Genomic DNA, 24,807 nt, shown 5'->3' on the forward strand with positions numbered 1-24,807 from the left:
TGGTGAAACAGCGTTTGTTACAGCAAGGGTTAAAAAACGCTTTTTATATTCACGATAAAGCAAATGCGCACTACACGCTTGCGGTTGGCTTTGACGCACAATCTGCAAACGAGCTTGAGCAGCAATGTGTGCAGCTAATATCACAAGCAATTAAATGCCATGTAACAGAACAGCATGTCCAACACTTGCAAGGAGCAAATTATGGTTTTTAGTATTTTTCAAAATCTGAAGAAAGTATGGTTAGTTTTACTGGTTACTCCTATCTTTGGTTGCCAAAGCGTATCAGAGCCACAAGTGAGTGAAGAAAACTTAGTGAAAATTAGCAAACAAGAGCTTATGGAGCTAAGGCAGTCGCATCAGCAATTCCAAGCAATGAAGCCAGAGCTTGAGCGCTTGCTGACAATTGAAAGTGAGTTAACCTTACTCACTGAACAACTTACTTTGTTAAATACGCAGCAAGCTGAGCCTGTAAATACTAAAAAGTCATCAGTAACCGTACCTCAGTTTATTGCGGAGCCTGAAGCTAAGTTTGCACTACAGCTTGCTTCCGTAACAGAATTACCTCGACTAACAGCTCGCCTTGCTGAAATTAAAAAACAAGCGCCGGCACTATTTCATGGTCAGTTTATTGCTAATGTAGAGTCAGTAACTGTAAATGGCAGCACTTTCCATCGCTTGAAAATTGGTGCATATCAACAAAAGCAGCAAGCTGCTAATGATTGTAAAAAGTTAGCATCTGTCGGGGTGGCATGCTTGGTATCGCACTATGTGCAAAATCCGCTTGATTTATCCCATCAACAATAATACTTAGGCATAATTATTGCTTTATACTTACTAAGTTTAGTGAGGATGGCAATTATGCGCCTGTTATTTTATTCAGTTTTTTTAGTGTTGGTGGGTTGTAGCTTAACTGAAAAGCCACAAAAAGCGCCCCCTAGAGAAACCCCAAAATCGCCGATGGCACCTTATACGGTGCATCAATACGTTGCTGATCTAAGTAGTCAGCTGAGCCGTATTCAAGGCCCTTACAAAGGCAATGCACGTATTGCTGTGACCAGTTTCTATATGGCTGATGGCTTAGGTACTGATTTAGCAGAAGATCAGGGCAGTGGCTTGAGTCAGCAAATTCAAGAAAGTTTATTAACGCAATTTACTCAGCTTGGTTTTCATACCATAGAGTATCGATTAGAAAAGACTTTAAATTTGCAGCAATCGGCCGATAGTGTACTTAGTCGTGATGTAAATACCTTGCGTCAACGTCAGAATATTGACTTTGTTATTACCGGCACACTGACGCGGCAACAACATGCCTACATAGTTAACGCCCGATTGGTAAATACCAAAGATCTGCGAATAGTGTCAGCAGCAAGCACCGAGATCCCTATCAATGTGATGTGGGGCGCTGAAAAAGTTCAGCAACGTGATGGCCAGTTGTATCGAAGCGAATATTAAGAGGAACTCATTTAATGAAACGTTTAATTTTAACTTTATGTTTGCCTTTTGGCTTTGGTTGCTCGTCAATGTTAACTGGTGATGTAACACAACACGATAATGATCCTCAATTAGCTGCGCAAAGAGAAGTTGCCGCGCCGCATAGTAACGACAGTGTGTTTCAAACCAATCAGGCGGTGATGAATAACAGCACCTTTACCGCTGCACCAACGCGCAAAAATATTAATCACTATGTGCGTGGCATCATGCAGGACTTAGTTGAAAACTTGCAATATGTTAGCGATAACACGCCGGTTGCTGTTTCAAGCTTTGTATACCTTGATGCAGATTACAACTCAACGAATTTGCTAGGTAATCAAATTGCTGAAAGTTTCATTCATGAGCTTCATGCATTTGGTGTACCTGTCATTGATTTTAAAACCACTGATTATATGCGTGTCACGCCAAGTGGTGACTATGTTTTCAGTCGTGATTATTTAGAGCTAAGCCAAGATCAAAACTTCAATTATGTATTGGCGGGTACTTTGGTTAATCATCAAAGTGGTGTGCTCGTTAATGCCCGCATTGTTGGTTTAGCAAGCAAAGCAGTTGTAGGGTCAGCGCAAGGCTTTATACCACAATCAGTGGTTGATGCCCTTGATAGCACCAACCGTAGTGATGGTATTACACTTAAACAAGCAAGTGAGTAAGCTATGAAAGGTTTTATCTTCGCATCGTTAACGCTCGCGCTTTCTGGCTGCCAATTGCTGCCAGAGCAATCAGCAGGGCCGCAAAATACCGCTCAAAGTGCACCTGCATCAGCAAGTACTCAAGTCGATTATGTTGCTATGCTGCAAGCGCTTGAGCAAAAAGATATGCAGCAGGATAACGCTAACCATCGTTTATTTGTGCCTTATCAACATCATAAAACCGTTGTTAATTATGTCGAGCAAATGGCCCTTGAATTAGTGGATACCATGCAACAAGAAAGCGAGTTAGGAATAGCCATTACTAGCTTTGTTGATTTAGATGCGAGCCTAAAAAACAGCTCTCAACTTGGTAATCAACTCTCTGAAACAATGATGCACCAGCTGCAAAAATTCGGCTTTGGCGTTGTTGATTTTAAAGCGATGGATATCATTAGTGTGACCTCACGTGGTGATTTTGTTATGTCGCGGGATGTAGAAGAGTTAGCCGAGCGTCGCATCGCGAGCCATGTACTTACAGGCACGCTGATATACCGCCCAAATGGTGTTGAAGTGAATGCGCGAGTAATTAATTTAAACTCAAAGCTGGTTATTGCCAGCGCACAAAAAGTGATCCCTTATTTTGTGCTAAAGAATGAGTCAATCCAATCAGCAACTGCTCGCGTTAACTAGCCTCATTATTTTACCGATCGGCTTGCTCTAAAGCCGGTTGGATTAATTTCTTGATTACCAAAGCCTTAGACCGTTATAATTTTCTGTAGCTTTACCTCAGCTTTTGAGTGGCCTCTTAGTTAAATGGATATAACGGCCCCCTCCTAAGGGGCAGTTACAGGTTCGATTCCTGTAGGGGCTACCAATAAAATCAATGGTTAGTCATGTTCTTCTTTGAAGCAAATTTGTAGCATTAAAGTTCCAAATCGATTGCCTAAATCAATATCCGATAAATTTGAGTGTTCTATTAAATAATACAGATTTCTTCATCCGAACAGTCTTCTTATCAAGTCGTTTTTTAGTGCTGCCAGCATTTCACTTACTCAACACTATGTCTATTTTCAATATTAAAAAACAATACGTTTGTCGTGTTCTTTACTGTTTTTCTTGCGGTTTGATTGAAATCTAAACTAATCATTATTTTGTAGATTAGTTTTAAACCCGCCTATAAAAGTGACAGGTTCTAACTACTTCCTATGGCTAAAAACAGAATAAGGATATTGATATGTTGATTATTACGAATAGAAATATAAATAAATCAAACTTTAAAAATGGCGTAGGCGATCACAATGCTTTTGGTGACTACGCAAACGCTAAAGGACCTAATGAAGTTAGGCTCGCTTATGCAGATAAAGTAGAGGGAGTATGGCAAGTGCGACTAGTCACTGAGCCATCTAAAATCACAGAGAATAATATTCCCTCTAAAAAAGCATTTGCAGAAGTTCGTGAACGGCTCACTTCTTCAGGTAAAAACTGCGTTTTTTTGTACATGGCTTTAATCAAAGCTTTTATAAGAACTTAGAAAAGTCATTAGCATTAGAAAAAGAGCATGGGGTTGAGGTTGTTGTTTTTTCTTGGTCCTCTAATCCTGGAGGTTTTAAGACAAAAGAATACCGAAGCGCTAAGAGAAATGCACAGGCGTCAGTTGGTGCTTTGGATGCTACGTTGGAAAAGCTAGGTCATTACATGAAAGAGCCGTTCAATAAAGAGGCCCTTGAGGCATGTGATATTAAATTTACCTTTATGACATACAGTTTGGGGAATTATTTGTTTCAGAATTACGTTATCAACGCTTTATACGAAGCTGAAACAAGAATGTTTGATAACGTTGTATTGTGCCAAGCTGATGTTGATAACGCAGGTCATCAACATTGGGTAAATAATATAGAAGCTGGAAAACGAGTTTATATTACGATCAATGAAAATGATTGGGTCCTAAAATGGTCTGATGCGAATTTTCAAAAAGAATCGGTTAGGAAGAACTGCTAGGAATTTGGTCGCTTCAAATGCTTTTTATTTTGACTTTACTGGCGGCCCAAATGTTGGAAAAACCCATGGCCTGTTCTATGAAAAGACAAATGATGTAGTTAAATCATTTTTTACAACTGTTTTAAATGGCGGTAGAGGTGAGGAGACTGATGGCTTAGTTTTTGATAGTAAGTTGAACGCTTATAGATTTTAGCTCTAAAATGAGGCTATTAATTTTTTAATAGCCTCATTAAAATTAACCCGTTACTTTTTCAAGCTCGCCTGTGCGCCATGGCTCAATGATGATTTTGATATGGTCGTTTGGTTTAAATAAGGTATCAAATGCACTTTGTACGCCATCTATGCCGACTTTACCAGTACGCATTTTTTGCCATGCAATTTTGCCTGACGCGATGTTCTCAAGTGATTGTGCAAACTCTTCTGGCTGGTAGTAATAAGAGAAAATAAGGTCTAACTCTTTCACTGTGGCATAAGCAAAGTTAACGTTTAGTGGCGCGGTATGTACACCAGTTACAATGATTTTTGCTTTTGCTGGCGCACGTAAAATGTAATCGTTTAATAAGCGGCTTACACCAGCACATTCAAAAATAACGACTTTGTTGTTACCCGCAAGTGCTGTGGCTTTAGCAACTTCATCATCCTCCATAGGGTTTACGTACTCTGTCGCGCCAAATTCAAGGGCAATTTGTTTTTTGCTCTCTTGTGGATCAGAGGCAACGATGTGTTTTATACCTTGAAGCTTTAATGCGGCAATCGCGGCAAGGCCAATTGGGCCACAGCCAACCACAATGGCAACATCATCATTATTCATTTGTGCACGGTTCACTGCGTGCAGGCCAACAGCAAGTGGTTCTGTAATGGCTGCTGCTTCTGATGGAACAGCATCAGGAATAGGTAATAGCAAGGCTTCATCAACAATAAAGTATTCAGAGTAGGCACCATATAGCCCAGGGGTTACACCTACGCCAGCGCCGCCCGCAGAAAGTAAAATTGGCACTGAGGTTACGCGGGTGCCTTTAGCTAATTCGCCTTTAGTATTTGGGCCATAGCTAACGATTTCTGCCGCGTACTCATGGCCTAATAATACTTCTTGGTCATCGCCTGCCTCTTTAGCCATGATGCCAAGGTTCTTATAGATATCGAATACATCGCTTGTGTGGCGGGTAATATGAATATCAGAACCGCAAATACCGCAAGCTAGGCTTTTTACCAGTACTTGGCCGGGTCCAGGTGTAGGGATATCAATTTGTTTTACATGCAGCTTGCCATTTTGCATGGCAACAGAATTCATTTGGCTCATATGTGTGTCCTCAATTCACCTTAATTGTGAATTATTAGACTAAAGTAAAGCGCCTTCCTTAATCTTGACTTTTTGCGACAAAAACACAGCTTATTATGACACTGTCGTTTGTAACTGCTCATTATCGAGTGTTTAAAGTTAAAACCCTAAGAGTGATTAGGGTTTAACTTTGACATTACAGAAGTTTAGCCGAAGTAGGCAGTATTGAGGTATAAGTGAGTTAATACTCCAGCAAAGTAACCGAGTAAAATGACCGGCGACCATTTTAAGTGGCTATTAAAGGTGTAGATCCCTCGCGCTTGACCCATTAATGCAACTCCTGCCGCAGAGCCAATTGATAGCAGGCTACCACCAATTCCAGCTGTTAGCGTGATAAGCAGCCATTGACCGTGCGACATATCAGGCATCATTTGTAACACTGCAAACATCACTGGAATGTTATCGACTACCGCTGACATTAAACCAAGAATAATGTTCGCACCGGTGGCAGACCAGTTGTTATAAAGTAAATCAGAAAGTAGCGCTAAGTAGCCGATAAACCCTAAGCCACCAACACAAATAACGATGCCATAAAAGAACAAGAGCGTGTCCCACTCTGCTCTCGATACACGGCTAAATACATCAAAAGGAACAACGTTACCTAAGCGAGATAAGCGCTCTTTATCACCTTCACGCTCTGCCATCGCACGCTTTCTGGCAAGAGAGCCGGGGAGTGTCACGCGTAAGAAGTAACCAAAAAACTGTAAATAGCCAAGGCCCATCATCATGCCCACAACTGGCGGTAAACCAAAGGCGGTTTTTAGCACCACGGCGGTTAAAATTGTCAGTAAGAATAAGCACAATATGCGAAGCGCACCGCGTTTAAGTTCAATATCTTCATCGTCCGTATCAGGGTGACGGTTATTGATAAATAAAGACATAACAAAGGCAGGAATAATATAGCTGACTAAAGCTGGCAGAAATAAAACAAAGAACTCGGTAAAGGCAACAACATCAGCTTGCCAAACCATCAGTGTCGTGATGTCACCAAATGGGCTGAATGCGCCGCCGGCATTAGCGGCAATCACTATATTTACGCATGACATAGCAATAAAGCGGTTATCATTTGCTGCAACTTTCATTACCACAGCACATAAAAGTAGGGCGGTTGTTAAGTTATCGGCTACAGGTGAAATACAAAATGCCAGTACACCACTTATCCAAAATAATTGTTTGTAGCTAAAGCCCCTCGCAACTAGCCAGCTTCTTAGACCATCAAATAAACGGCGTTCTTCTAGGGCGTTAATGTAGGTCATCGCAACGAGCAAAAATAGCATTAACTCTGAAAACTCTAACAAGGCATGACGAAATGCGTCGGTGCTAAGATCAGATAAGTTTTGTGCACTGTATTGCCAAGCAATAAGGGTCCAAATAATCCCGGCTGCAACTAATACGGGTTTTGATTTGCGTAAGTGAATTTTTTCTTCGAGTATGACGAGCACATAAGCAAAGATAAAAATAACAAGGCAGATAATGCCAACAGGATGGGTGAGTAAATCGATAGTACCAGTTGACGCAGCATGAGCTTGGCCACCGAAACATAGCAAGGATAGGATCAGTCCTTGTAATAGTTTTTTCATTGTATATTCCACTTAATTCATCTTAAATTCGTTACGGTTTGAGTAAATGTAGCTGCAGACATTTTAAGTTTATTCTTGGCTTTATGTAACAATTTGGTAACTAAGGTGTTGGTATTTTGAATATAAATATGGGTGATGGCGAGAGCAGACCAGTTGTATAATTTGTAATTTAATCAATTGGTTGAGGTTTTAAAATAATAAAGGGCTGCAACGAGCAGCCCCAACTTGAAAATTATGCAAAGTGTTTTTCTAAATCGTCAGAGCCACCAATGTGCTCACCGCCTATAAATACTTGCGGCACTGTCTCACGACCTGAAATTGCTTTTAAACTCGTTAGTGAAGCGTGTTGACCTAATACAATTTCTTCGTACACATAACCTTTCGCCTCTAGTAGCGCTTTAGCTTTGGTACAGAACGGGCAGTTAGGCTTAGTAATAATGCTCACTGATTCTGGTTTTACCTGTGCTGGGTTAATGTATTCAAGCATGGTATCTGCATCAGATACTTCAAACGGGTCACCTGGCTTTTGTGGCTCAATAAACATTTTTTCGATAACGCCATCTTTTACCAGCATAGAATAACGCCAGCTGCGTTTACCAAAACCTAAGTCGTTTTTATCAACGAGCATACCCATACCGTCGGTAAACTCACCGTTACCATCTGGTAATAGAGTAATGTTTTGCGCTTCTTGGTTTTGAGCCCATGCATTCATTACGAATGTATCGTTTACAGAAATACAAACAATGTCATCAACGCCGTTTTGTTTAAATACAGCTGCAAGCTCGTTATAACGTGGTAAGTGAGTTGATGAGCATGTTGGTGTAAATGCACCAGGTAATGCAAATAACACAACCGTTTTACCTTCAAAAATTTCGTCAGTGGTTATTGATTTCCACTGCTCGTCTACACGCGTTGCGAATGTAACGTTTGGTACTCTTTGGCGTTTTCGATATTGTTTAACATTGTTTTGATTCCTCTTGATTTGTTGAGTGCCATTATGCAATTTAATTTATGATAGCTCCAATCGTTTGTTTGTATTAGTATGATAGGTAAAAACTATTGATGGTGTGGTATGAATTTAAAAGACTTTGAATACGTAAAAGCGGTTGCACAATATAAGCACTTCAGAAAAGCTGCCGATGCGTGCTATGTCAGCCAGCCTACATTGAGTGGTCAGGTCAAAAAGCTTGAGCAAGAGTTGGGTGTTGTTATTTTTGACCGTTCAACTAAGCAGGTTACGTTGACTGTGCAAGGTGAGCAACTACTTAAACAGATCACAGTTATTTTAGAGCAAACACAGGTACTTAAAGAAATAGCTACCAGCTCACACGACCCACTTAAAGGTAAAATAAATGTCGGTATTATTCCTACCATTGCGCCTTATTTACTGCCAACGCTGCTAACATCGATGAAGCAAGCCTTTAGTGAAACTCAGTTTTCATTTATAGAAATGCAAACAGCACAAACGCTTGTAGCGCTTGATAATGGTGAGATTGATATTGCCATTGTTGCTGATGTGGCTGATTTAGCGCCTTATCATGTGTCACCGCTTTATAAAGAAGATTTTTTAGTAGCGGTTTCTGAACAACATGCATTAGCAAAATGCCCTGAGGTTGCGCTGGCTCAATTACAAGGTTGTGATTTATTGATGCTAAATGAAGGGCATTGCTTTAAAGATCAAGCAGAACAATTTTGCTTTTCAGCAGGGGTTGAGGTGTCAAATCAATATAAAGGCAATAGTATTGAAACCTTACTCGCGCTGGTGGCAATGGATGATGGGTTAACTTTTGTTCCTAAGCTTGCTTGTACACCACGTGAAGGAGTAAAGTACTTAGCAATTACACCAAATCAGCAGCGCCAAGTTGTTATTGCAACCCGTAAGCATTACCCACATATAGCAGGCGTTGAGCAATTAGCCGACTGGCTAAATGCTCATAAGGGACTACAAGCTCATTTACTCGCTAGTAGCTAATTCAACAATATCGTTTATTTGAATGTTTGGTAGTGGTTGCTGATCAATACTTATGGCTACCGCTGATTGCTGATAAAGCTGAGTTACTTTTACCTGGTTAAGTGTGGTGATTTTATGCGGAAGCTTATTACCCTGAGCATCCGTTAGGTAATTATGATGGGCAATATTTAAAATTTGCCCTTGCTCAATCCCGTGCGCCTTACCCAAGTTGATGATTAGCCTATCGTTTTCGATATGCAGTATTTTTCCTTGCGTGGGTAAGCAGGCCATGGCTGCTTGTAAGTCATAGGTTAGGGTTTGGTTTATATCGCTGATAGCTTGGCCATAGTCAGTTGCCCAAAATCGGTCGCTATATACATCGATGATCTCAGTCTTTTTATACGGCCAAATGCCTTCTGTTTGGTAGCTTTTTTGCCAGAGCTTTTCGTAAGTGGTGCCATCAAATAATACGTAATCTACTTTGTATGCACGCTTGAAACTGTCATCTTGCCAAAATGCATAATCGTTGTTGATCTTATGGTTAACCGATAAGTCACGAATACGGCTCAGTAATACATATTGCGAGTTACTGCGACTAGTGATCTCTTCAAGTAGCGCATTACTGTAATCGTATTGCTGAGTGAAAAAATGATCTACTCGCAGTGGGATATTGTAATAGGCTGTTGGCTTTGCAGCCATTTGCGTATTGTTTAAGCTGGCATAGAGGTGTTCGCTAATAGCTTTGTTTACGTCAAAAATTTGGCCCATGCGCGCTTGCTCGCGGTTGGCCAGTTGGCTTTGTGTCACGGCAATAAATTTAGTGTATTGGTTTGCTGGGCATTCTTCTGCTTGAGCAAAAATATCTAAGCGAAGCGTTATAGCATAGGTGTCGTTATGGCGGTCTTCGCTGATCAGTTCTATTTTTTGGATTTCACCGTGGCTGCTTATTTTTAGCTGATCTTGCGTCAAAACCCCGTCAACGAGGGTTTGTACTGAGCTAACTCGAGCGCCAGAAAACACTAACGCCTGAGTTATGGCGTCTTTAATAGCGGCAGATTTGGCTTGGCTCGTATCGCCATTTTTTATAACAGCATGACCTGTAGATTCAAACCACTGCGCTAAGCTATTGTTAGAAAACAAAATTGTAAAGGCTAAAGCGAACCACTTAAAGTTGGCTCTTGTTTTATTTTTCATGCTGACACCTAGCATTAAAACCAATGAATAACCTTAACGAGCAAGGACTGTACCACAGTGGCATTAAACGTGCATATTTGTAGCCAAAGAGTTTTAAGCGGAAATAAATCATGCGAGCATTATTATTCGGTGGGCTGGTTGCCTGCGCAGCATTAACCGGCTGCAGTAGTATTTTTGATAAACATGTAGAATACACTTACATTGAGCCAGATAGCTACCCAGTGCTAAAAGCCGTGGGTTATGCGCCTATTAGTGCTCAACCTGGTAATAATGAATCGCAGCGTACCCTTCTTGCGATTAAAGCCTCAAAGCTTGAAGCGTATCGAGAGCTTGCTGAGCAAGTTTACGGGCAAAAAATTTCCGCAGGTACCACAGTGCAAAACAGTATCGCACATAATGATCAATTACAAAGCCAAGTACAAGGTGTGATCAAAGGTGCACAGGTGATCAAGACTTATGCAGTAGGCGATACCTATGCAACTGAATTGCAGCTCGATATGAAGCGTGTCCACGATTTATACATCGGCGAAGTAAAACCTCGACAGGTAAAAAAAGTAACGTATTATTAGCGCTTAAATTCTCATAGTTTCAGCTTGGGTGCTATGCTTTAAAAATCATATTTTTTTATTAAAGCATAATGGGTAACACACACGATTACATTCAAGCTGAATATCTTCAAGGCATGCCTTATGTTATCTAAGGCTTGTATCTTTGCTTGTCGTTTTATTGGGCGTTACCGCTTTTTATCTTCTTCAATTGTCATTCTATTTTGCGTCACTAGCGGTGCTTTAGCTGAGCGCTTAGTGATCGAGTTCTCAACCTTTATTCAACAAATGCAGCAACGCTACGGTGCCACGCGAGTTACTGTCGCAAGGCAATGGCAAGGCATGTTACAGCATGCTCAAAATCTTCCTGAACAACAGCAAATTTTAGTCGTTAATGATTTTTTTGCGCGTAGTTTACGTTATCAAACTGATATCCAGCTATGGAAACAAAATGATTATTGGGCAACCCCACTAGAAACAATGGGAACAGGGCTTGGTGATTGTGAAGATTATGCTATTGCTAAGTACGTCAGCTTACGCGCTTTGGGTATAAGCGACACCAAGCTTCGATTGATTTATGTTAAAGCGCAATTACCTGGAACTAGGAAGACCCAAGCCCACATGGTGTTGGGTTATTACAGTCAACCCAATGCACAACCACTTATTTTAGACAGCTTAATCGTAAAAGTGTTGCCTGCTGCAAAGCGCACCGACCTTAGTCCTGTTTTCAGCTTTAACAGTAAGGGACCTTTGGGCTAACAATTCAGCACAAAGCGTAGCCGATCCGACAGCGAGGCTATCACGTTGGCGACATATTTTAGAGCAAACTCGTAAAGAAGGAGTTAAATGGTGAATATAATTAAAGCGTTTAAACGCAAAAAAACCATTACTTTGAAACAAGAGTTATGGATTGCCATTTTAGTGGTGATCATTATTGGCTTTATTAGCAGTTTGCTGATTAGTACAAGTTCGGCAAAAGACTATTTTACAGCCGAACTTAAAATGAAAAATGTAGATAATGCAAATTCATTAGCGCTAATGTTGAGTCAAATGGATAAGGACCCGGTGGAAATCGAACTGCTTCTTTCGGCGTCGTTTGATACAGGTTATTACCAACGTATTGAATTAAAAGATCCGAATGGTGAGACTATTATAAAACGTGCATTTAAGGGCGAGTTAGTGCTTGATGCACCGAGCTGGTTCCGCCATTTATATTCTCTTGAAGTAGCACCCGGCATTGCGCTTGTCAGTGATGGTTGGCAGCAATATGGTACTTTATATGTTGAAAGTCATAGTCAACATACACAAGATGCGCTTTGGCAAAGTTCGGTGCATTTGTTTTTTAGCTTTCTTGCTGTTGCAGTTGTTGCTTGTATAGCGAGCGCTTACTTCTTATCGAAAATTTTAAGCCCTTTGAGCGATGTAATGCGCCAAGCAATAGCGTTAGGAGAAAAGCGCTTTATTAAATCAAAGGTGCCTAGAACATACGAGTTTGCCAAATTAGTTTCTTCAATGAACTTACTATCTACACGTTTTAGCCGCATTGTGAAAGAAGACCGTCAAAGGCTTGAAGAAATGCGTTTTAAGAGCCAGCACGATGACCTGACTGGGCTTGCAAATCGTGAGTATTTTAATGCGACCTTAGATACCTTTTTAGATAATACACAAGGGCATGGCGCATTATTCCTTTTTAGGGTGGTTAATCTTGACGAGCTAACAGAGCAAGTTGGACGTGTAGAGATGGTCGAGTTTTTACGTCTTTTCTCGCAGTCGTTAGTTGCATTTCTAGAGTCAAATGAAGATAGCTTTAGAGAGAGCCATATTGCGCGAATGTCGCATGTCGACTTTTTGGTGTTATTTTCTGATGTGAGTGATCTAACACTGTTGAGTGACAATATTTTGCAGTCTCATCAGCAATTAGTTGCTCAGTACGCACAGGTGGATCTTGCTGTATCTCATAGTTGCAGTTTAGTTACTACCAACGATACGCGAGGAGCGCTGTTAAAACGGGTTGATAGCTTATTAAAAGTGGCGATTTCAAAGCCTGGTTGTAATGCCCACTTTACTGTAGATGGTACTGCTGAGCTTAGAAATGATGACCTTAATTTTTGGCGAGAAACGATAGAATCAGCATTAAAAGAAAACCAACTAGAAATTGCATTATATCCCGTTACCTCGTTCAGCGACGTTCTTCTACAACAACAAATTTCACTGAGTTTATTGCTCAAAGGAGAGAAGTACGGAATAGGATTTTACTATCAATGGGCGCACAAACTTCAATTACTAGCGCGGCTTGATTGGAGCCTAATGAAATTGATGATTAAGCAATATGGTGAGTTAACAGACGGTGCCTTGCTGGGGATGGAGCTCTCAGCAGGTACCTTACATGATGATATGGCCGTAGCGTCAATTTTGACAGGATTGTGTGCTTACCCTGAACTTGCTAAGCGAATTTGCTTTGAGGTACGAGCAAACACTGCCATTAAAGATTTACCGTTATTCAGGCGTTTTTGCAGTCAGGTGCATAGCATAGGTGCAAAAGTTGCGTTAAAACGCGTTGGGGCTGAGTTTACAAAATTAACTAAAATCCAAGAGCTTGGCCTTGAGATGATAAAGGTAGATAGCGTTTATTGTCATAACATTAGTTTTAATGACTCAAACCAAAGCTTTTTGAGAGGGGTATGCTCATTAGCTCACTCGCTAGGGATTAAGGTTGTTGCTGAAGGGGTTAAAAACCCAAGTGATCAATCAACCTTAAAAGGGCTTGGTTTTGATGGTGTTGTTGCGGTTGAAGAGTCAGTTTAATGACCCTTCACAGCAAGCATTAATTGCATTCGATCGCGTACCTTTAATTTGTGAAAAATTGAGCTCATGTGCTCTTTGACAGTGCGCTCAGTAATATTTAAAACTTGCGCGACTTGTTTGTTGGTTGCACCTTTTATAACTTCATCAACAACCTGTTTTTCACGCTTGGTGAGAGAACTCAGAATCACATTGATGCGGATAGTTAATTGCTTGTCCTGATAACACGCCAACCAAGTTTGAAAGTAATTGCCCAGGAAGCCAAATTCCACCGGCGTTAACGGTTTCAGCAACTTGTTCGATGACAGTTTTGTTTGCAAATGCTTCAATGTATCCACGTGCACCAAGTTGCAGTGCATCACACAGTTGTTGAATATCCAGCTGAGTTGTCATCACAATCACGGGTAGTCGTTGTGCGGTTAATTTTTGTAGCTGCACTTGCCAATCCGCAGAGTCTGCAAGTAACCAGACTAATGTGTCTGCTAATAATTTCTTAGGACAGGCTGTCTGAATTACGCAATTTGGAAATGCATTTAGCCAGTGAGGCGATTGCAAATCATCTTGTGTAATAAAAATACTGCGACGCATGATTACTCCATTAAAAAGCCCGCTAGCGTTCACTCATTGCCAGCGACGTTGCACGCAAAATTGGTTTGAATAAATACTCAAGAACCGTTTTTTTACCGGTAATAATATCGACTTGTGTAGTCATTCCCGGAATGATGGTTAGGTTGTCTGCAAAGTGATTACGATTTGTTTTAAGCTGCACTAAGTAAAATGTATTGTCTCTGTCATCTGTAATCGTATCAGCGCTGATATGAGTAACTTCAGCCTCTAAGCCGCCATAGATCGCAAAATCATAAGCACTAAATTTAATCATTGCAGCTTGACCTGGGCGTAAAAAAGCAATGTCTTTAGGTAGAATTTTAGCTTCAACAACCAATTGATCATCGAGTGGAATAATTTCAATTGCGTCGCTGCCAGGTTGGAGTACTCCGCCAACTGTGTTGACTAATAGGCGTTGAACCGTTCCATTGACGGGGGAGCGGATCTCCGTTTGTGCAACTTTGTCAGCAAGTCCAGACTCAGTTTCTTTCATTGCATCAAGCCTGAGTAAGGCTTCTGATAGCTCATTACTCCAGCGATTTATCATGGCAAGCTCAACTTCGGTGACTTTGTTTTTTGCTTCATTTATAGCTGATAGGCTACGATTTATTGCCGCTTTTGTTCGATTTATTTCACCTGTATGTTCAACAATTTGGCGCTCTAAGCGAATTATATCTATGTCTGATACCGCACCTGTGCGAAGTAGGGGGCGAGTTACTGCTAACTCTCGGTTAGCTAAACTCAATGAATTCGTGTGTTGCTGTAATGCAGCCCTAGCTTCGGCATAATCTTGTCGACGCTGCTCTAATTGGCGTTTATGAATGGTAACCTGTTGCTCCAGTTCTTTGTTACTGCTTTCAAAAATAGCTTGTTCATGTAGAACCGCGTCCGGTGCTTGCTCTATCAAGCTGGCAGCAAATAGCAGAGGTTTTTTTTGCGTAAGTGCTCTTAATCGCTCAACTTTAGCAGTCAAAGACAGTACCTTAGCTTGGTTTTCTCTAAATGAAGAAATAAACCGTGTGGGATCAATTTTTATTAAAACATCACCTGCATTAACAACTTGTCCTTCACGTACAAATATCTGCTCGACCATACCACCATCGTACGACTGCACTATTTGTAACTTGTGAGATGGGATTACACGGCCTTCTCCTCTGGCTACTTCATCAAGGTGAGCAAATCCCGACCAAACAATAAGCGCAACAATACTGATACAGATAATGTAAAGCAGTAATCGGGCACTTGCTGGTTGTTGCTGCATTTTTTCCCATTGTGCGTCAACGACCCAGTCTTGACTATTTGGCGGTGATAACCAACCGGAAAAAAGCTTAGAGAAAATAGAGGGACGTTTTGCTTTTTGCTTTTCCAGCACCTTGTTTAGATGCTCAAATGAGCGTTGTTCAATAGGTAAGTTTTTATTACTCATGATACTTTTCCTACTGTATGGTTATTTAAAGCCGATAACACCTGTGCCTTGGGACATCAGCAACCACTTTGCCGTTATCAAGTACAATGATGCGGTCTACCAGCTCGAGTAATGAGGTTCTGTGAGTGACGACAATTAGGGTCTTCTCTTGGCAGTTGCGCTTAATATTGTTAATAATTTTACTTTCGCTATTGTGATCAAGTGCTGATGTGGGTTCATCCATCAGTAAGATGGGCGGATTGTTCAGAAGCGCACGTGCAATCCCAACAGCTTGGCGCTGCCCGCCAGAAAGTAGCCGGCCTTGTTCACCCACTTGTAGGTCAAAACCATCTGGGTGTGAGTTTATTAACTCAAATAATTGGCTTTGTTGACACGCAGATAAAATTTGCTCGTCTTTAGCATGCCATGCACTAAGGGTGATATTGTCTTTAAGGGTGCCAAAAAATAAAGAAATTGTTTGTGGTACATAGCCAATGTTATGTCGTAACTCGGCAGGATTGATCTGATGGATATCATTATTATCTATTAAGATACTGCCAGAAGTTGGTTCATACAGGCCGAGAATTAATTTTTCAATTGTGCTTTTACCAGAGCCATTGCGACCAAGAATCGCTACTTTTTCACCAGACTTTATTTTAAAGCTAACACCACTTAATGCTTCATTGCTTTCTTGAGAGTACTTAAACCGAACATCATTAAATTCAATATCACCCAGTAGTACTGGGTGACTTAGCCAGTGCTTGCCGGCTGGGCGTTCAACTTCATTATCCATAATTTCATTGAGTGAATGCATTGCAATTGCGGCATGATGAAACTGAGCTAGCACAGCAGCAGATTGGGTAATTGGAGCCATAGTACGCGACGAAAGTAAGTAGGCTGCAATGAGCCCTCCTTGAGTGAGGTCACCGGAAATAATGAGATGTACGCCAACCATCATAATTATGACCCCAACACATTGCTGAACCCATGAACCTGCATTGCTGATAGAAGATGAAATTAAGCGGCTTTGCGCGTTAACGCGAGCAATGTAAATTGTTGATTTCTCCCAATTGGACTGAGTTTTACACTCACTATGAAAGCTTTTTACATCTTCAATATTAGTTAAGCTTTCAACTAAAATTGCATTGCGCATAGAGCTTGCTTTCATTGTTTGCTCTGAGAGGCTTTCAAGCTTTCGGTGGGCTGCTAATGCGTAACAGAGCAATATCAAAGCCCCGACGATTATTGGTAAGCTTAATTCGACGCCAATGATCGCGATTACAATTAAATAGAGTAAAACAAAAGGTAAATCGACAAGCGCAATAAGGGTCATAGAGCTAAAGAAGCCTCTGACCGCTTCAAATGATTGAATATTACTTGCAAACGAACCTGCAGAAGCGGGGCGGTTTTTTAGTTTCATGCCAAGTACGCGTTCCATAATGACAGCTGAAACTTTGACATCAATACGACTTGCTGCCAGCTCCACAAAGTAACTTCGAACTAACCGTAAAATAAAATCTGCGGTGAGTGCAATTAAAACACCGCTTGCCAGCACCCATAGGGTTTCTACTGCATGATTGGGTACAACTCGGTCATACACATTCATAACAAAAAGCGGCATCGCAATTGATAATACGCCTAATGCAATGGCAGAAACGACTACATCTTTGTATAAACTTCTGCACTCTTTGATGACTCCCCAAAACCAGCCATCTTTGGCTAATTTTTGTAGTACAGGGGAGCGTGCGTCAAAAGCGAATTCGGGCTGTGCATAAATAACCATTGCTGTGCTGCTATCAGAAAGTTTTGTAATACTGATTTTAACGGCGGAGTCATTTAATTCAGGGTAGATGACCTTAGCGCTGTCGTTTTCGATATCAAGCTCAGTAATTACACAGGCTTTATTACCTTTTAGGATTAACACCGCAGGTAACAAAGCTGTATTAAGGTCGCATAGGGGTTTGTGAACAATTTTAGTTTTAAAGCCTATACGTTTAGCGGCACGTGAAAAACCTGACGGAGTCAATAAGCCGTTCTCAAGGGGTAAACCGCTTAATAATGTTTCACGAGAAAATTCTCGATCATGATAGCGGCATAGGGTTTCTAAACAGTCAACAAGGCTGCCACCATGATCTTGAGCATCAGTTTCTTGCATACAATATCCATACTTATACCAATGCGCAAAAATACTAAATTAAGCGAATTGGTATCAAATTCACCATGAGCTTTACGACCAGCCATCTTTCATGACTGCTGGGCGGCTACCTGCGTCGGTTATCACTGCTTCAATGCGACGATTTGCAGCATTTGCTCTAACTGAAATCTCATTTATTCTTGGTTGATCAACACCATAACCAAGCGATTTCACTCTGTTTGGGGCAATACCGTATTGCTGGATTAATATCTCAGCAACCGAAGATGCGCGTTCTTCAGAGAGCTTTCTATTGTGAAGGGCTGGTCCTTCAAGGGAAGCATGCCCTTGAATTTCAACATTTTTGTTGGGGTGTTCTTTTAAGAAATCAGCAAGTCGAGCTATTTCCTGCATATACTGAGGGCGCACAACACTTGAGTCTGCGAGAAAAGGAATGCCAATCTCTACATTACTCGTGTTGCTTCGATACTTTGTGCAGCCTTTTTCATCAACCTCCGTAAATGCAGGCGTAGATGGGCATTCATCTTGCGCATTTGCGATACCATCATTATCATCATCGGCAAATGTCGTAGCTGTTTCGACAGGAGCTGCCGGCATAGTTAAGTAGCTAGGCATAGCGGTTACTGTCATATATGCATTATCTTGCTGTTTTTTTTCTGCAAGAATGCTTGTCTGCCAATCGTTGCAGCTACATCAAATTTTGGACAAATACTGTCTGCATTTAATGCAATTGGGTCATCAGTTAACTCTGTAATTTTTGGAAACTTGTCGGATGTAACGTTGAGCGTGTCGAGTAATTTCCCCATTTCCGCAAGCATAGTTAAAATAGCTGACTGTCTGTCATATAGAGCCGCGATATAAGAACGATTTGATTGAAATGCTTCATTTTCAGCGTCAAGCACATCAAGTAACGTTCTTTTAATATCAAACTGGTCTTTATAGGCATATTTTACTTTATTAGATGACTCTTTATGACTAGCAAGAGAAGGGATTCTTATTTTGTAAAACCTGCACATTGTTATAAGCAACTTGAAGGTTTTGTCTAATTTCAATACAGGTTTGGTCGCGCTGATATTTAGCAACATTAATCTCTTGATAGGCTTGATCAAGATTCGCACTGTCTAAGCCACCATTGTATAAATTGTAGCGAATATCTATACCAACTCTTGCCTCAGAGCGAGTTTCATTTAAACCTAACTCATCTCTATCTTGCATTCCGTAGCGTGCAGATAAATCTACATTAGGATGAAATGCGGAGCGTTGTGAATCAGCATTCGCTTTTTGCGCTTCGATATTATACAGAGACGCGTAAAAGTTAGGGCTGCTTTTGTAAGCTATATCAAGTGCTTGATTGATGGTGATGGGAATTGCATCATCACTTAGTCTTGCTTTTGCAGTTCCTTTTGTTGGCAGCTCTCCAACAATGCGTAAATAACGAGCACTTACATCATGCAAGTTTGCATACTCTGTCATAACATTCGATTGCGCAAGCGAGAGGCGACCATTAATTTGTTCAAGATTTGCTGCTCTAGCAACACCAGCATCAACGCTTTGCTCTATTTGCTGATAGACAGCCTCGTGCTCTTTTAAGTTATTTTCAGCAAGCTCAACTAACTCAGTGAACTTTTGCACATCTAGGTAAGCAATACTTGCCTGAAGTGCAATTTTTTCAGCTTGATCAAGTAGTTCAAAATAACGTATCAGTTGAATTCGTTCAAAGCGCTTAACTGTGTTCGATGTTCTAAAACCATCGTATAGCATTTGCCCCAATGTGAGCTCTGCGGTATTGCGGTTGTATTCATCTTCAATACCGTAGTTACGTTTTTCATAACCTGCACTCGCTGATACATCGACGGTTGGTAAATAACCTGAACGAGCAGCATCAATGCCATACATTGATGCTTTAAATGCATGCCAAGCTTGTTGTACTTCTGGGTTAGATGAAATTGCTTTATCAGATACATAATGCAAAGGCATTACAGAGGTTTGTTCTGCTTGTGCGTCGAATATACTTCCATTCGCTGCAAACATTAAAATAAGTAAAGCGCTGAGCTTTTTGCTAGTGAACTGCTTGCTTATAGCCATATGATCCTCTTTTTAGACTAATTTTTATTCACGCTAAGTTAAGGTTTAGCCAACAATTTCAAATACTGCAAATGATACTTTTGTGTTGCTTTTAGTTTTTTATTAATTGTTTTGTTTATTCGAATATTAGTGAAATAGTGCTGTTTTTTAGTGTTCACCTGTACCATGGTCCAGTAACAAAGTGTTACTTGCTGGCTAAGCTTAAGTTATACAAATGTATTACTCATAGTTTGAGGAAAAGCAAATGGACGCAAATCAATTACTGGTTATTGATGTACAAGGTTCTGCAGGCTTAGTGCAAGCGGATGGTTCTATAAAAGCCCTCTCAGTTGGCGATGTGATAACGGTAGGTGATACTGTTGTTACTGCAGATAACTCGACCATATTAATTGATGTACAAGGAGAGTCGTTGGCGATTCCTGCCAATAAATCAGTGACTATAACCCCTGACTTGCTAGCAAAAGAGACGCAAGATAACTCAGAGAATACCCTTTTCGATGATAGTATCGACGAAGCCATTGCAAGTTTAAATCAACCCAATCAACCAACCCCTGAGCAACAAACAGGCACTGATATCAGTGATTTTTTAGATGCGCTTGAAGGGGGGAGACATTTTAGATAATTTAGAGGCGACGGCTGCTGGTGGAGGCGGTGGTGCTGCATCTGGCGGAGGCACCTCGTTTGTAGAGCTAGCACGTATCGCTGAAGGTATCGACCCATCTAGTTTAGCATTTGATGACAGCTTTAACGCTGATAACACTGGCATTTTCTCTCCTAGAGATACAACCGATGGTGTTGTACCTGGTGATGAGTTAATTGCAACATTGAGTGTCAATGAATTAGGTCTTACTAATAATCCACAACCAGTTATATCAGGTACATCTGAAAACCTAGTAGGACAAACGGTCACGGTGACAGTAACCGACGCGAATGGTAATACCCAAGTTGTGACTGTTGTAGTCCAACCAGATGGTACTTTTGTAACCCCACCACTTGACCCATTACCTGATGGTCCAATCACTGTCGATGTGGTTGCTCTTGATCCAAATGGTGACCCTGTATCAGATAATATAGGCGCAAGTATTGATACTGTCGCGCCAGTTGTAACGATTGATACACTTACTGATTCAGCGATTCAAAATGTACTAATTACTGGCACAGTGTCTGGTATCAGCAGTGGTGATACTGTCACTATCACTGTTACAGACAGCGCAGGACAAGTGCAGGTAATAGCGACGCAAGTAGATGATCAAGGAAATTGGAGTATTACGACTGAAGCACTTGCTGAGGGGCTTTATACGGTCGTTGCATCGGCAGTTGATGAGGCTGGCAATGAAGGCAGTGATAGTGAAAATGGTCTAGTCGATCTGACTGCTCCCGTTATAAGTATTGACACCATCGGCGAAACAAATGATACCACGCCAACTATTTCAGGAACGGTAAGTGGAGTCACTGTTGGTAGTGAAATCACTGTCGTGATCACTGGCGCAGATAATACAGTGCAGACCGTAACTGCAATTGTTGCTGAAGATGGTAGTTGGATCGTTGATGTGCCTGATGCACTTGTTGAAGGTGAGTTTACTGTAACTGCAACAGCCGTTGATATTGCTGGAAATGAGGCGCAAGCAACGACCACAGGTGTTATTGATAATACAGCGCCTGTGATTAGTATCACGCCAATTGATGATACGCAGGACACTACGCCAAATATCAGTGGTAATGTTGTTGGTGTTCAACAAGGCACACTTGTTACCGTTGTTGTCACTGATATTAATGGTCAAGTTCAAACATTGACAACGGTAACCGATGCTGATGGGAATTGGAGTTTAGATGTTGTCGCAGATCTTGCTGAAGGGATTTTTGACGTAAGTGCATCCGTAACTGATGCAGCCGGAAATACTGCCCAAGCTGACACCCAAGGGGTTGTTGACTTGACGGCTCCTGACATAACGTTAACAGCTATTGCCAATACAAATGATACAACGCCAACCTTTGTCGGGCGAGTTGAAGGGGTGCCAGAGGGCACCGAAGTTACAATACAAGTTGTTGATAGTAATGGTCAGTCGCAAACGTTGACGGCGCTTGTTCTTGCTGATGGCAGTTATAGTGTTGATGCAATAAGCCCTTTGCCTGAAGGCAGTTTTACGGCAATTGCTACCGTTAGTGATGCTGCGGGTAACTCAGCATCTGCAAATACGACAGGTACCGTCGCATTTTCTCCTATTTCAATCACAATTGATTCTATTGCTGATAGTAATGACACAACACCATTGCTGAGTGGGCAAACCGATGGCGTAGCTACTGGAACGACAATTTCGCTGACAATTACAGCAAGTGATGGGCGGGTTATTAATTTACTCGCAATCACTCAAGCTGATGGAAGTTGGTCTATTCAATTGACAGAACCTTTACCTGAAGGAGATTTTACAGTTGTCGCATCGGTATTAGATCCTCAAGGCAATGAAGCACAAGCAACCGCGATTGGTAATGTAGATTTAACAGTCAGTATTAATTTCATTATTGATACTAATGACACGACTCCAAGTGTATCTGGTTCAACACAAGATGTTGAACCAGGCGCAGTCGTTACTGTTACATTTACAGGAAGTGATGGAGCGACTGAAACTTTACAAGTTATCACCGATGCAAACGGTAATTGGACTGTTGAAGCAAGTACTGCATTGGCTGAAGGTCAATTCACAGTCACCGCGACAGTAACCGATGAAGTGGGTAATACAGCAACAGCAACAGAAATAGGGGTCATTGATTTAACCGATCCTACTATTTCAATCAATCCTTTAAATGATACTAATGACACAACTCCACTAATTTCAGGATCTGTTGCAGATGTACCAGCAGGAACGACAGTTACGTTAGTCATTACAGATAGTAATGGTGTTGTGCAAACGATAACAACCACCACAAATGCACAAGGTGTATGGCAAGTCGAAACTTTAAATGAGCTTGCTGAGGGAGATTATACTGTCACTGCAAGCGCAAGCGACGAAGCGGGTAACACCAGTTCAGCAACAGCAACTGGCACAATAGATTTAACTGCACCAATTATTAATATTAATGCAATTGCTGATAGTAATGACACCACGCCGACAATATCAGGCACAACACAAGGGTTAAATGCTGGTAGCACAGTTACAGTCACGGTTACCGACAGTAATGGGAGTGCACAAGTATTTGCAACTGTTACAAATGCCGATGGCAGCTGGTCGATTAATATTGATCAAGAGCTAGCTGAAGGCGAGTTCACTGTTGTTGCGCAAACTCAAGATGAAGCAGGAAATAGCGCACAAGACATTGAAACGGGTGTGATTGATTTAACTGCACCTACCATCACAATTGATGAGTTTAACGATTCTAATGATGTTACACCCATTATTTCAGGTGTTGTATCAGGGGTTGATGCTGGCTCGGTTGTTACGATCATACTCGTTGATAGTAATGGAAATCAGCAAATACTGACGACCACAGTTAATGCAGATAGCAGCTGGCAAGTTGGTGCAAATCAAGTGTTGGCTGAGGGTGAGTTTACAATTACCGCAACAGTGAGTGATCCTGCTGGTAATCAAGCTCAAGATACGACGACAGGGATCATTGATCTAACCGCGCCAATTATAAGCCTTGATAACTTAGGAAGTAGTGCTGACAACACACCTACAATTTCAGGCACAGTGCAAGGCGTTGCAGCAGGCACACCGGTCACTTTAGTTGTCGCAGATGCAAATGGCAATAGTCAGACGTTTACTGCAATCACTAATGATAATGGTGTATTTAGTGCAGACGTACCAGGCAGCCTTGCTGATGGGCAATACACGGTTACCGCTACGGTATCTGACTTAGCTGGTAATCAAGCCTCTGATTCAGAAACGGGTACGGTGGATAGTTCATCTTTAACTATCTTAATTGATGCGTTAGGCGAAACAAACGACACAACACCCAGTATTTCAGGTTCAACATTAAATGCAACAGCAGGTGATGTGGTCACGGTGGTGATTATTCCAGCTTCGGGTCCAAGCCAAACATTTACAACAACAGTTGATGCAAATGGAGATTGGAGTATCAATGTATCAGATGAACTTGCAGAGGGTGAGTTTACGATTGATGCCACTGTTACCGACCAATTTGGTAATACCGCAAATGATTCGATCACCGCAGTGGTTGATACGACTGCACCGCTTATTAGCATAGATACCATAGGCGCTATCAATGACAGTACGCCTCTAATTTCAGGCAGCTCACAAGGAGCGACGGCAGGTAATACAGTAACAGTTACTGTTGTCGACTCTCAAAATAATAGCCAAACCTATACGACAACTGTTGATGCTGATGGAAATTGGGCAGTGCCTGTTACAAGTGCAGTGTCGCAAGGGGAATTTACTGTAACAGCCAGCATCACTGATAATGCAGGTAATACAGGCACGGATACTGAAGTTGGTACGTTCGATGGAATTAATCCTTTATTAACGTTAGATTTTGATCCTTTGACTAATGACAGTACGCCGTTGATCACAGGCACAACTGATGTCACTGCAGGCAGTATTGTTACTGTCAACGTTACTGACAGCGATGGCGTGGTACAAACGCTTTCTGCGGTTGTGGCTGCGGACGGAAGCTGGTCAATCAGCCCTAATACGCCTCTAGCTGAAGGGGCGTTCACGGTGACAGCAAGTGTAGAGGATGAATCTGGCAATCAAACGCAAATCACTCAAAACGGTATTGTTGATCTCACTGCTCCAATTATTACGATTGACAATTTGGGAACGGTCAACGATACAACGCCTACTATTAGCGGACAAACGAATGAGCCTGCAGGTAGTATCGTTACGGTTGTTGTCTCAGATGGTATTAACAGCTATGAATTTAGCGCAACCGTTAATGCTGATGGCAGTTGGTCTGGGGATGTGCCTGCAGAATTAGACGATGGCAACATCAATGTTACAGCGTCAATAACTGATGCTGCAGGCAATCATATCAAGCAACGAATAGCTTTATTTTAAATAGTGCTGCGCCTAGCA

Annotated in this window: 24 protein-coding genes, 1 tRNA gene and 1 pseudogene; 15 read left to right on the forward strand and 11 right to left on the reverse strand. The window is 41.4% G+C overall.

What is annotated here, in order from left to right; all coding sequences use genetic code 11:
• The first annotated feature begins 2 nt into the window (after nt 1-2).
• From ACRWSG_RS13360 to ACRWSG_RS13400, 9 genes are all read left to right on the forward strand, one after another.
• Complete coding sequence (locus tag ACRWSG_RS13360; protein ID WP_462166504.1) at nt 3-212, forward strand: hypothetical protein; 210 nt, start codon at nt 3-5, stop codon at nt 210-212.
• Nucleotides 202-804 carry an SPOR domain-containing protein gene (locus tag ACRWSG_RS13365; RefSeq protein WP_462166505.1) on the forward strand — a complete coding sequence of 201 codons (603 nt, stop codon included), beginning with the start codon at nt 202-204 and terminating at the stop codon, nt 802-804. Before ACRWSG_RS13360 ends, ACRWSG_RS13365 begins: the two co-directional genes overlap by 11 nt.
• A gap of 54 nt (nt 805-858) precedes the next feature.
• Nucleotides 859-1,452 carry a FlgO family outer membrane protein gene (locus ACRWSG_RS13370; RefSeq protein ID WP_054554363.1) on the forward strand — a complete coding sequence of 198 codons (594 nt, stop codon included), beginning with the start codon at nt 859-861 and terminating at the stop codon, nt 1,450-1,452.
• Nucleotides 1,453-1,466: 14 nt separating this feature from the next.
• Complete coding sequence (locus ACRWSG_RS13375) at nt 1,467-2,141, forward strand: FlgO family outer membrane protein (RefSeq protein WP_138618697.1); 675 nt, start codon at nt 1,467-1,469, stop codon at nt 2,139-2,141.
• Between the two features lie 3 nt (nt 2,142-2,144).
• On the forward strand, nt 2,145-2,810 hold the full coding sequence (locus ACRWSG_RS13380) for a FlgO family outer membrane protein (protein ID WP_462166506.1): 666 nt from the start codon (nt 2,145-2,147) through the stop codon (nt 2,808-2,810).
• 109 nt (nt 2,811-2,919) lie between these two features.
• A tRNA-Arg gene (locus tag ACRWSG_RS13385) sits at nt 2,920-2,994 on the forward strand.
• Between the two features lie 360 nt (nt 2,995-3,354).
• The gene (locus ACRWSG_RS13390) at nt 3,355-3,651 is read left to right on the forward strand and encodes a hypothetical protein (protein ID WP_462166507.1); all 297 of its coding nucleotides are present in this window, start codon (nt 3,355-3,357) and stop codon (nt 3,649-3,651) included.
• Nucleotides 3,603-4,118 carry an alpha/beta hydrolase gene (locus ACRWSG_RS13395; RefSeq protein WP_462166948.1) on the forward strand — a complete coding sequence of 172 codons (516 nt, stop codon included), beginning with the start codon at nt 3,603-3,605 and terminating at the stop codon, nt 4,116-4,118. Before ACRWSG_RS13390 ends, ACRWSG_RS13395 begins: the two co-directional genes overlap by 49 nt.
• Nucleotides 4,119-4,122: 4 nt before the next feature.
• A complete protein-coding gene (locus ACRWSG_RS13400; RefSeq protein ID WP_462166508.1) occupies nt 4,123-4,311 on the forward strand; it encodes a hypothetical protein in 189 nt (62 codons plus the stop codon).
• A gap of 42 nt (nt 4,312-4,353) precedes the next feature.
• Here the strand turns inward: ACRWSG_RS13400 and ACRWSG_RS13405 are convergent, their stop codons facing one another.
• The 3 genes and pseudogenes from ACRWSG_RS13405 to ACRWSG_RS13415 all read right to left on the reverse strand — a co-directional run bounded on the left by ACRWSG_RS13405 (nt 4,354) and on the right by ACRWSG_RS13415 (nt 8,000).
• Nucleotides 4,354-5,418, reverse strand: coding sequence for a zinc-binding dehydrogenase (locus tag ACRWSG_RS13405; RefSeq protein WP_462166509.1), 1,065 nt, complete (start codon nt 5,416-5,418; stop codon nt 4,354-4,356).
• Nucleotides 5,419-5,603: 185 nt separating this feature from the next.
• Nucleotides 5,604-7,037 (reverse strand): sodium:proton antiporter NhaD, encoded by a 1,434-nt coding sequence (gene nhaD, locus ACRWSG_RS13410; protein WP_462166510.1) that lies wholly within the window; start codon nt 7,035-7,037, stop codon nt 5,604-5,606.
• A 232-nt stretch (nt 7,038-7,269) separates the two neighbouring features.
• Nucleotides 7,270-8,000, reverse strand: a pseudogene (locus ACRWSG_RS13415) (glutathione peroxidase).
• Nucleotides 8,001-8,109: 109 nt separating this feature from the next.
• Here ACRWSG_RS13415 and ACRWSG_RS13420 point away from each other — a divergent pair.
• The gene (locus ACRWSG_RS13420) at nt 8,110-9,009 is read left to right on the forward strand and encodes a LysR substrate-binding domain-containing protein (protein ID WP_194442586.1); all 900 of its coding nucleotides are present in this window, start codon (nt 8,110-8,112) and stop codon (nt 9,007-9,009) included.
• On the opposite strand, the gene ACRWSG_RS13425 is transcribed toward ACRWSG_RS13420, so the two are convergent.
• Nucleotides 8,992-10,182 (reverse strand): flagellar assembly protein FlgT, encoded by a 1,191-nt coding sequence (locus tag ACRWSG_RS13425; RefSeq protein ID WP_054554371.1) that lies wholly within the window; start codon nt 10,180-10,182, stop codon nt 8,992-8,994. The genes ACRWSG_RS13420 and ACRWSG_RS13425 overlap by 18 nt on opposite strands.
• Nucleotides 10,183-10,292: 110 nt before the next feature.
• Between ACRWSG_RS13425 and ACRWSG_RS13430 the strand changes: the two genes are divergently transcribed.
• The 3 genes from ACRWSG_RS13430 (at nt 10,293) to ACRWSG_RS13440 (ending at nt 13,532) form a co-directional block, all read left to right on the forward strand.
• Nucleotides 10,293-10,751: an LPP20 family lipoprotein gene (locus ACRWSG_RS13430; protein ID WP_054554372.1), complete on the forward strand. Its 459-nt coding sequence runs from the start codon at nt 10,293-10,295 to the stop codon at nt 10,749-10,751.
• A gap of 120 nt (nt 10,752-10,871) precedes the next feature.
• Nucleotides 10,872-11,486, forward strand: coding sequence for a transglutaminase-like cysteine peptidase (locus tag ACRWSG_RS13435; RefSeq protein WP_462166511.1), 615 nt, complete (start codon nt 10,872-10,874; stop codon nt 11,484-11,486).
• Between the two features lie 87 nt (nt 11,487-11,573).
• Nucleotides 11,574-13,532, forward strand: a complete 1,959-nt coding sequence (locus ACRWSG_RS13440) for a bifunctional diguanylate cyclase/phosphodiesterase (RefSeq protein WP_462166512.1) — start codon at nt 11,574-11,576, stop codon at nt 13,530-13,532.
• Here ACRWSG_RS13440 and ACRWSG_RS13445 read toward each other — a convergent pair.
• The 7 genes from ACRWSG_RS13445 to ACRWSG_RS13475 form a co-directional block, all read right to left on the reverse strand.
• Nucleotides 13,529-13,801, reverse strand: coding sequence for a response regulator transcription factor (locus ACRWSG_RS13445; protein ID WP_462166949.1), 273 nt, complete (start codon nt 13,799-13,801; stop codon nt 13,529-13,531). The genes ACRWSG_RS13440 and ACRWSG_RS13445 overlap by 4 nt on opposite strands.
• Nucleotides 13,692-14,117, reverse strand: coding sequence for a hypothetical protein (locus ACRWSG_RS13450; RefSeq protein ID WP_462166970.1), 426 nt, complete (start codon nt 14,115-14,117; stop codon nt 13,692-13,694). Before ACRWSG_RS13450 ends, ACRWSG_RS13445 begins: the two co-directional genes overlap by 110 nt.
• Nucleotides 14,118-14,139: 22 nt before the next feature.
• Complete coding sequence (locus tag ACRWSG_RS13455; RefSeq protein WP_138618713.1) at nt 14,140-15,561, reverse strand: HlyD family type I secretion periplasmic adaptor subunit; 1,422 nt, start codon at nt 15,559-15,561, stop codon at nt 14,140-14,142.
• A 25-nt stretch (nt 15,562-15,586) separates the two neighbouring features.
• On the reverse strand, nt 15,587-17,695 hold the full coding sequence (locus ACRWSG_RS13460; protein WP_462166514.1) for a type I secretion system permease/ATPase: 2,109 nt from the start codon (nt 17,693-17,695) through the stop codon (nt 15,587-15,589).
• Between the two features lie 72 nt (nt 17,696-17,767).
• Nucleotides 17,768-18,322 (reverse strand): OmpA family protein, encoded by a 555-nt coding sequence (locus tag ACRWSG_RS13465; protein WP_462166516.1) that lies wholly within the window; start codon nt 18,320-18,322, stop codon nt 17,768-17,770.
• Nucleotides 18,319-18,594: a hypothetical protein gene (locus tag ACRWSG_RS13470; RefSeq protein WP_462166518.1), complete on the reverse strand. Its 276-nt coding sequence runs from the start codon at nt 18,592-18,594 to the stop codon at nt 18,319-18,321. The genes ACRWSG_RS13465 and ACRWSG_RS13470 overlap by 4 nt, the downstream gene beginning before the upstream one ends.
• Nucleotides 18,595-18,667: 73 nt before the next feature.
• The gene (locus ACRWSG_RS13475) at nt 18,668-19,777 is read right to left on the reverse strand and encodes a TolC family protein (protein WP_462166520.1); all 1,110 of its coding nucleotides are present in this window, start codon (nt 19,775-19,777) and stop codon (nt 18,668-18,670) included.
• A gap of 244 nt (nt 19,778-20,021) precedes the next feature.
• On the opposite strand from ACRWSG_RS13475, the gene ACRWSG_RS13480 reads away from it, so the two are divergent.
• Both ACRWSG_RS13480 and ACRWSG_RS13485 read left to right on the forward strand, forming a co-directional pair.
• Nucleotides 20,022-20,399, forward strand: a complete 378-nt coding sequence (locus ACRWSG_RS13480; RefSeq protein ID WP_462166521.1) for a hypothetical protein — start codon at nt 20,022-20,024, stop codon at nt 20,397-20,399.
• Nucleotides 20,368-24,789: a beta strand repeat-containing protein gene (locus tag ACRWSG_RS13485; protein WP_462166522.1), complete on the forward strand. Its 4,422-nt coding sequence runs from the start codon at nt 20,368-20,370 to the stop codon at nt 24,787-24,789. The genes ACRWSG_RS13480 and ACRWSG_RS13485 overlap by 32 nt, the downstream gene beginning before the upstream one ends.
• The last annotated feature ends 18 nt before the right edge of the window (nt 24,790-24,807 follow it).

It is taken from the genome of Pseudoalteromonas sp. GB43, assembly GCF_054923805.1.

What these genes read in the sequence shown, in the direction of transcription:
- ACRWSG_RS13425 (WP_054554371.1), bottom strand. Translation starts at nt 10,182, where the DNA reads ATGAAAAATAAAACAAGAGCCAACTTTAAGTGGTTCGCTTTAGCCTTT.
- nhaD (WP_462166510.1), bottom strand. Translation starts at nt 7,037, where the DNA reads ATGAAAAAACTATTACAAGGACTGATCCTATCCTTGCTATGTTTCGGT.
- ACRWSG_RS13375 (WP_138618697.1), top strand. Translation starts at nt 1,467, where the DNA reads ATGAAACGTTTAATTTTAACTTTATGTTTGCCTTTTGGCTTTGGTTGC.
- ACRWSG_RS13440 (WP_462166512.1), top strand. Translation starts at nt 11,574, where the DNA reads ATGGTGAATATAATTAAAGCGTTTAAACGCAAAAAAACCATTACTTTG.
- ACRWSG_RS13455 (WP_138618713.1), bottom strand. Translation starts at nt 15,561, where the DNA reads ATGAGTAATAAAAACTTACCTATTGAACAACGCTCATTTGAGCATCTA.
- ACRWSG_RS13450 (WP_462166970.1), bottom strand. Translation starts at nt 14,117, where the DNA reads ATGCGTCGCAGTATTTTTATTACACAAGATGATTTGCAATCGCCTCAC.
- ACRWSG_RS13365 (WP_462166505.1), top strand. Translation starts at nt 202, where the DNA reads ATGGTTTTTAGTATTTTTCAAAATCTGAAGAAAGTATGGTTAGTTTTA.
- ACRWSG_RS13370 (WP_054554363.1), top strand. Translation starts at nt 859, where the DNA reads ATGCGCCTGTTATTTTATTCAGTTTTTTTAGTGTTGGTGGGTTGTAGC.
- ACRWSG_RS13435 (WP_462166511.1), top strand. Translation starts at nt 10,872, where the DNA reads ATGTTATCTAAGGCTTGTATCTTTGCTTGTCGTTTTATTGGGCGTTAC.
- ACRWSG_RS13420 (WP_194442586.1), top strand. Translation starts at nt 8,110, where the DNA reads ATGAATTTAAAAGACTTTGAATACGTAAAAGCGGTTGCACAATATAAG.
- ACRWSG_RS13460 (WP_462166514.1), bottom strand. Translation starts at nt 17,695, where the DNA reads ATGCAAGAAACTGATGCTCAAGATCATGGTGGCAGCCTTGTTGACTGT.
- ACRWSG_RS13480 (WP_462166521.1), top strand. Translation starts at nt 20,022, where the DNA reads ATGGACGCAAATCAATTACTGGTTATTGATGTACAAGGTTCTGCAGGC.
- ACRWSG_RS13485 (WP_462166522.1), top strand. Translation starts at nt 20,368, where the DNA reads ATGCGCTTGAAGGGGGGAGACATTTTAGATAATTTAGAGGCGACGGCT.
- ACRWSG_RS13380 (WP_462166506.1), top strand. Translation starts at nt 2,145, where the DNA reads ATGAAAGGTTTTATCTTCGCATCGTTAACGCTCGCGCTTTCTGGCTGC.
- ACRWSG_RS13430 (WP_054554372.1), top strand. Translation starts at nt 10,293, where the DNA reads ATGCGAGCATTATTATTCGGTGGGCTGGTTGCCTGCGCAGCATTAACC.
- ACRWSG_RS13465 (WP_462166516.1), bottom strand. Translation starts at nt 18,322, where the DNA reads ATGACAGTAACCGCTATGCCTAGCTACTTAACTATGCCGGCAGCTCCT.
- ACRWSG_RS13475 (WP_462166520.1), bottom strand. Translation starts at nt 19,777, where the DNA reads ATGGCTATAAGCAAGCAGTTCACTAGCAAAAAGCTCAGCGCTTTACTT.
- ACRWSG_RS13405 (WP_462166509.1), bottom strand. Translation starts at nt 5,418, where the DNA reads ATGAGCCAAATGAATTCTGTTGCCATGCAAAATGGCAAGCTGCATGTA.
- ACRWSG_RS13390 (WP_462166507.1), top strand. Translation starts at nt 3,355, where the DNA reads ATGTTGATTATTACGAATAGAAATATAAATAAATCAAACTTTAAAAAT.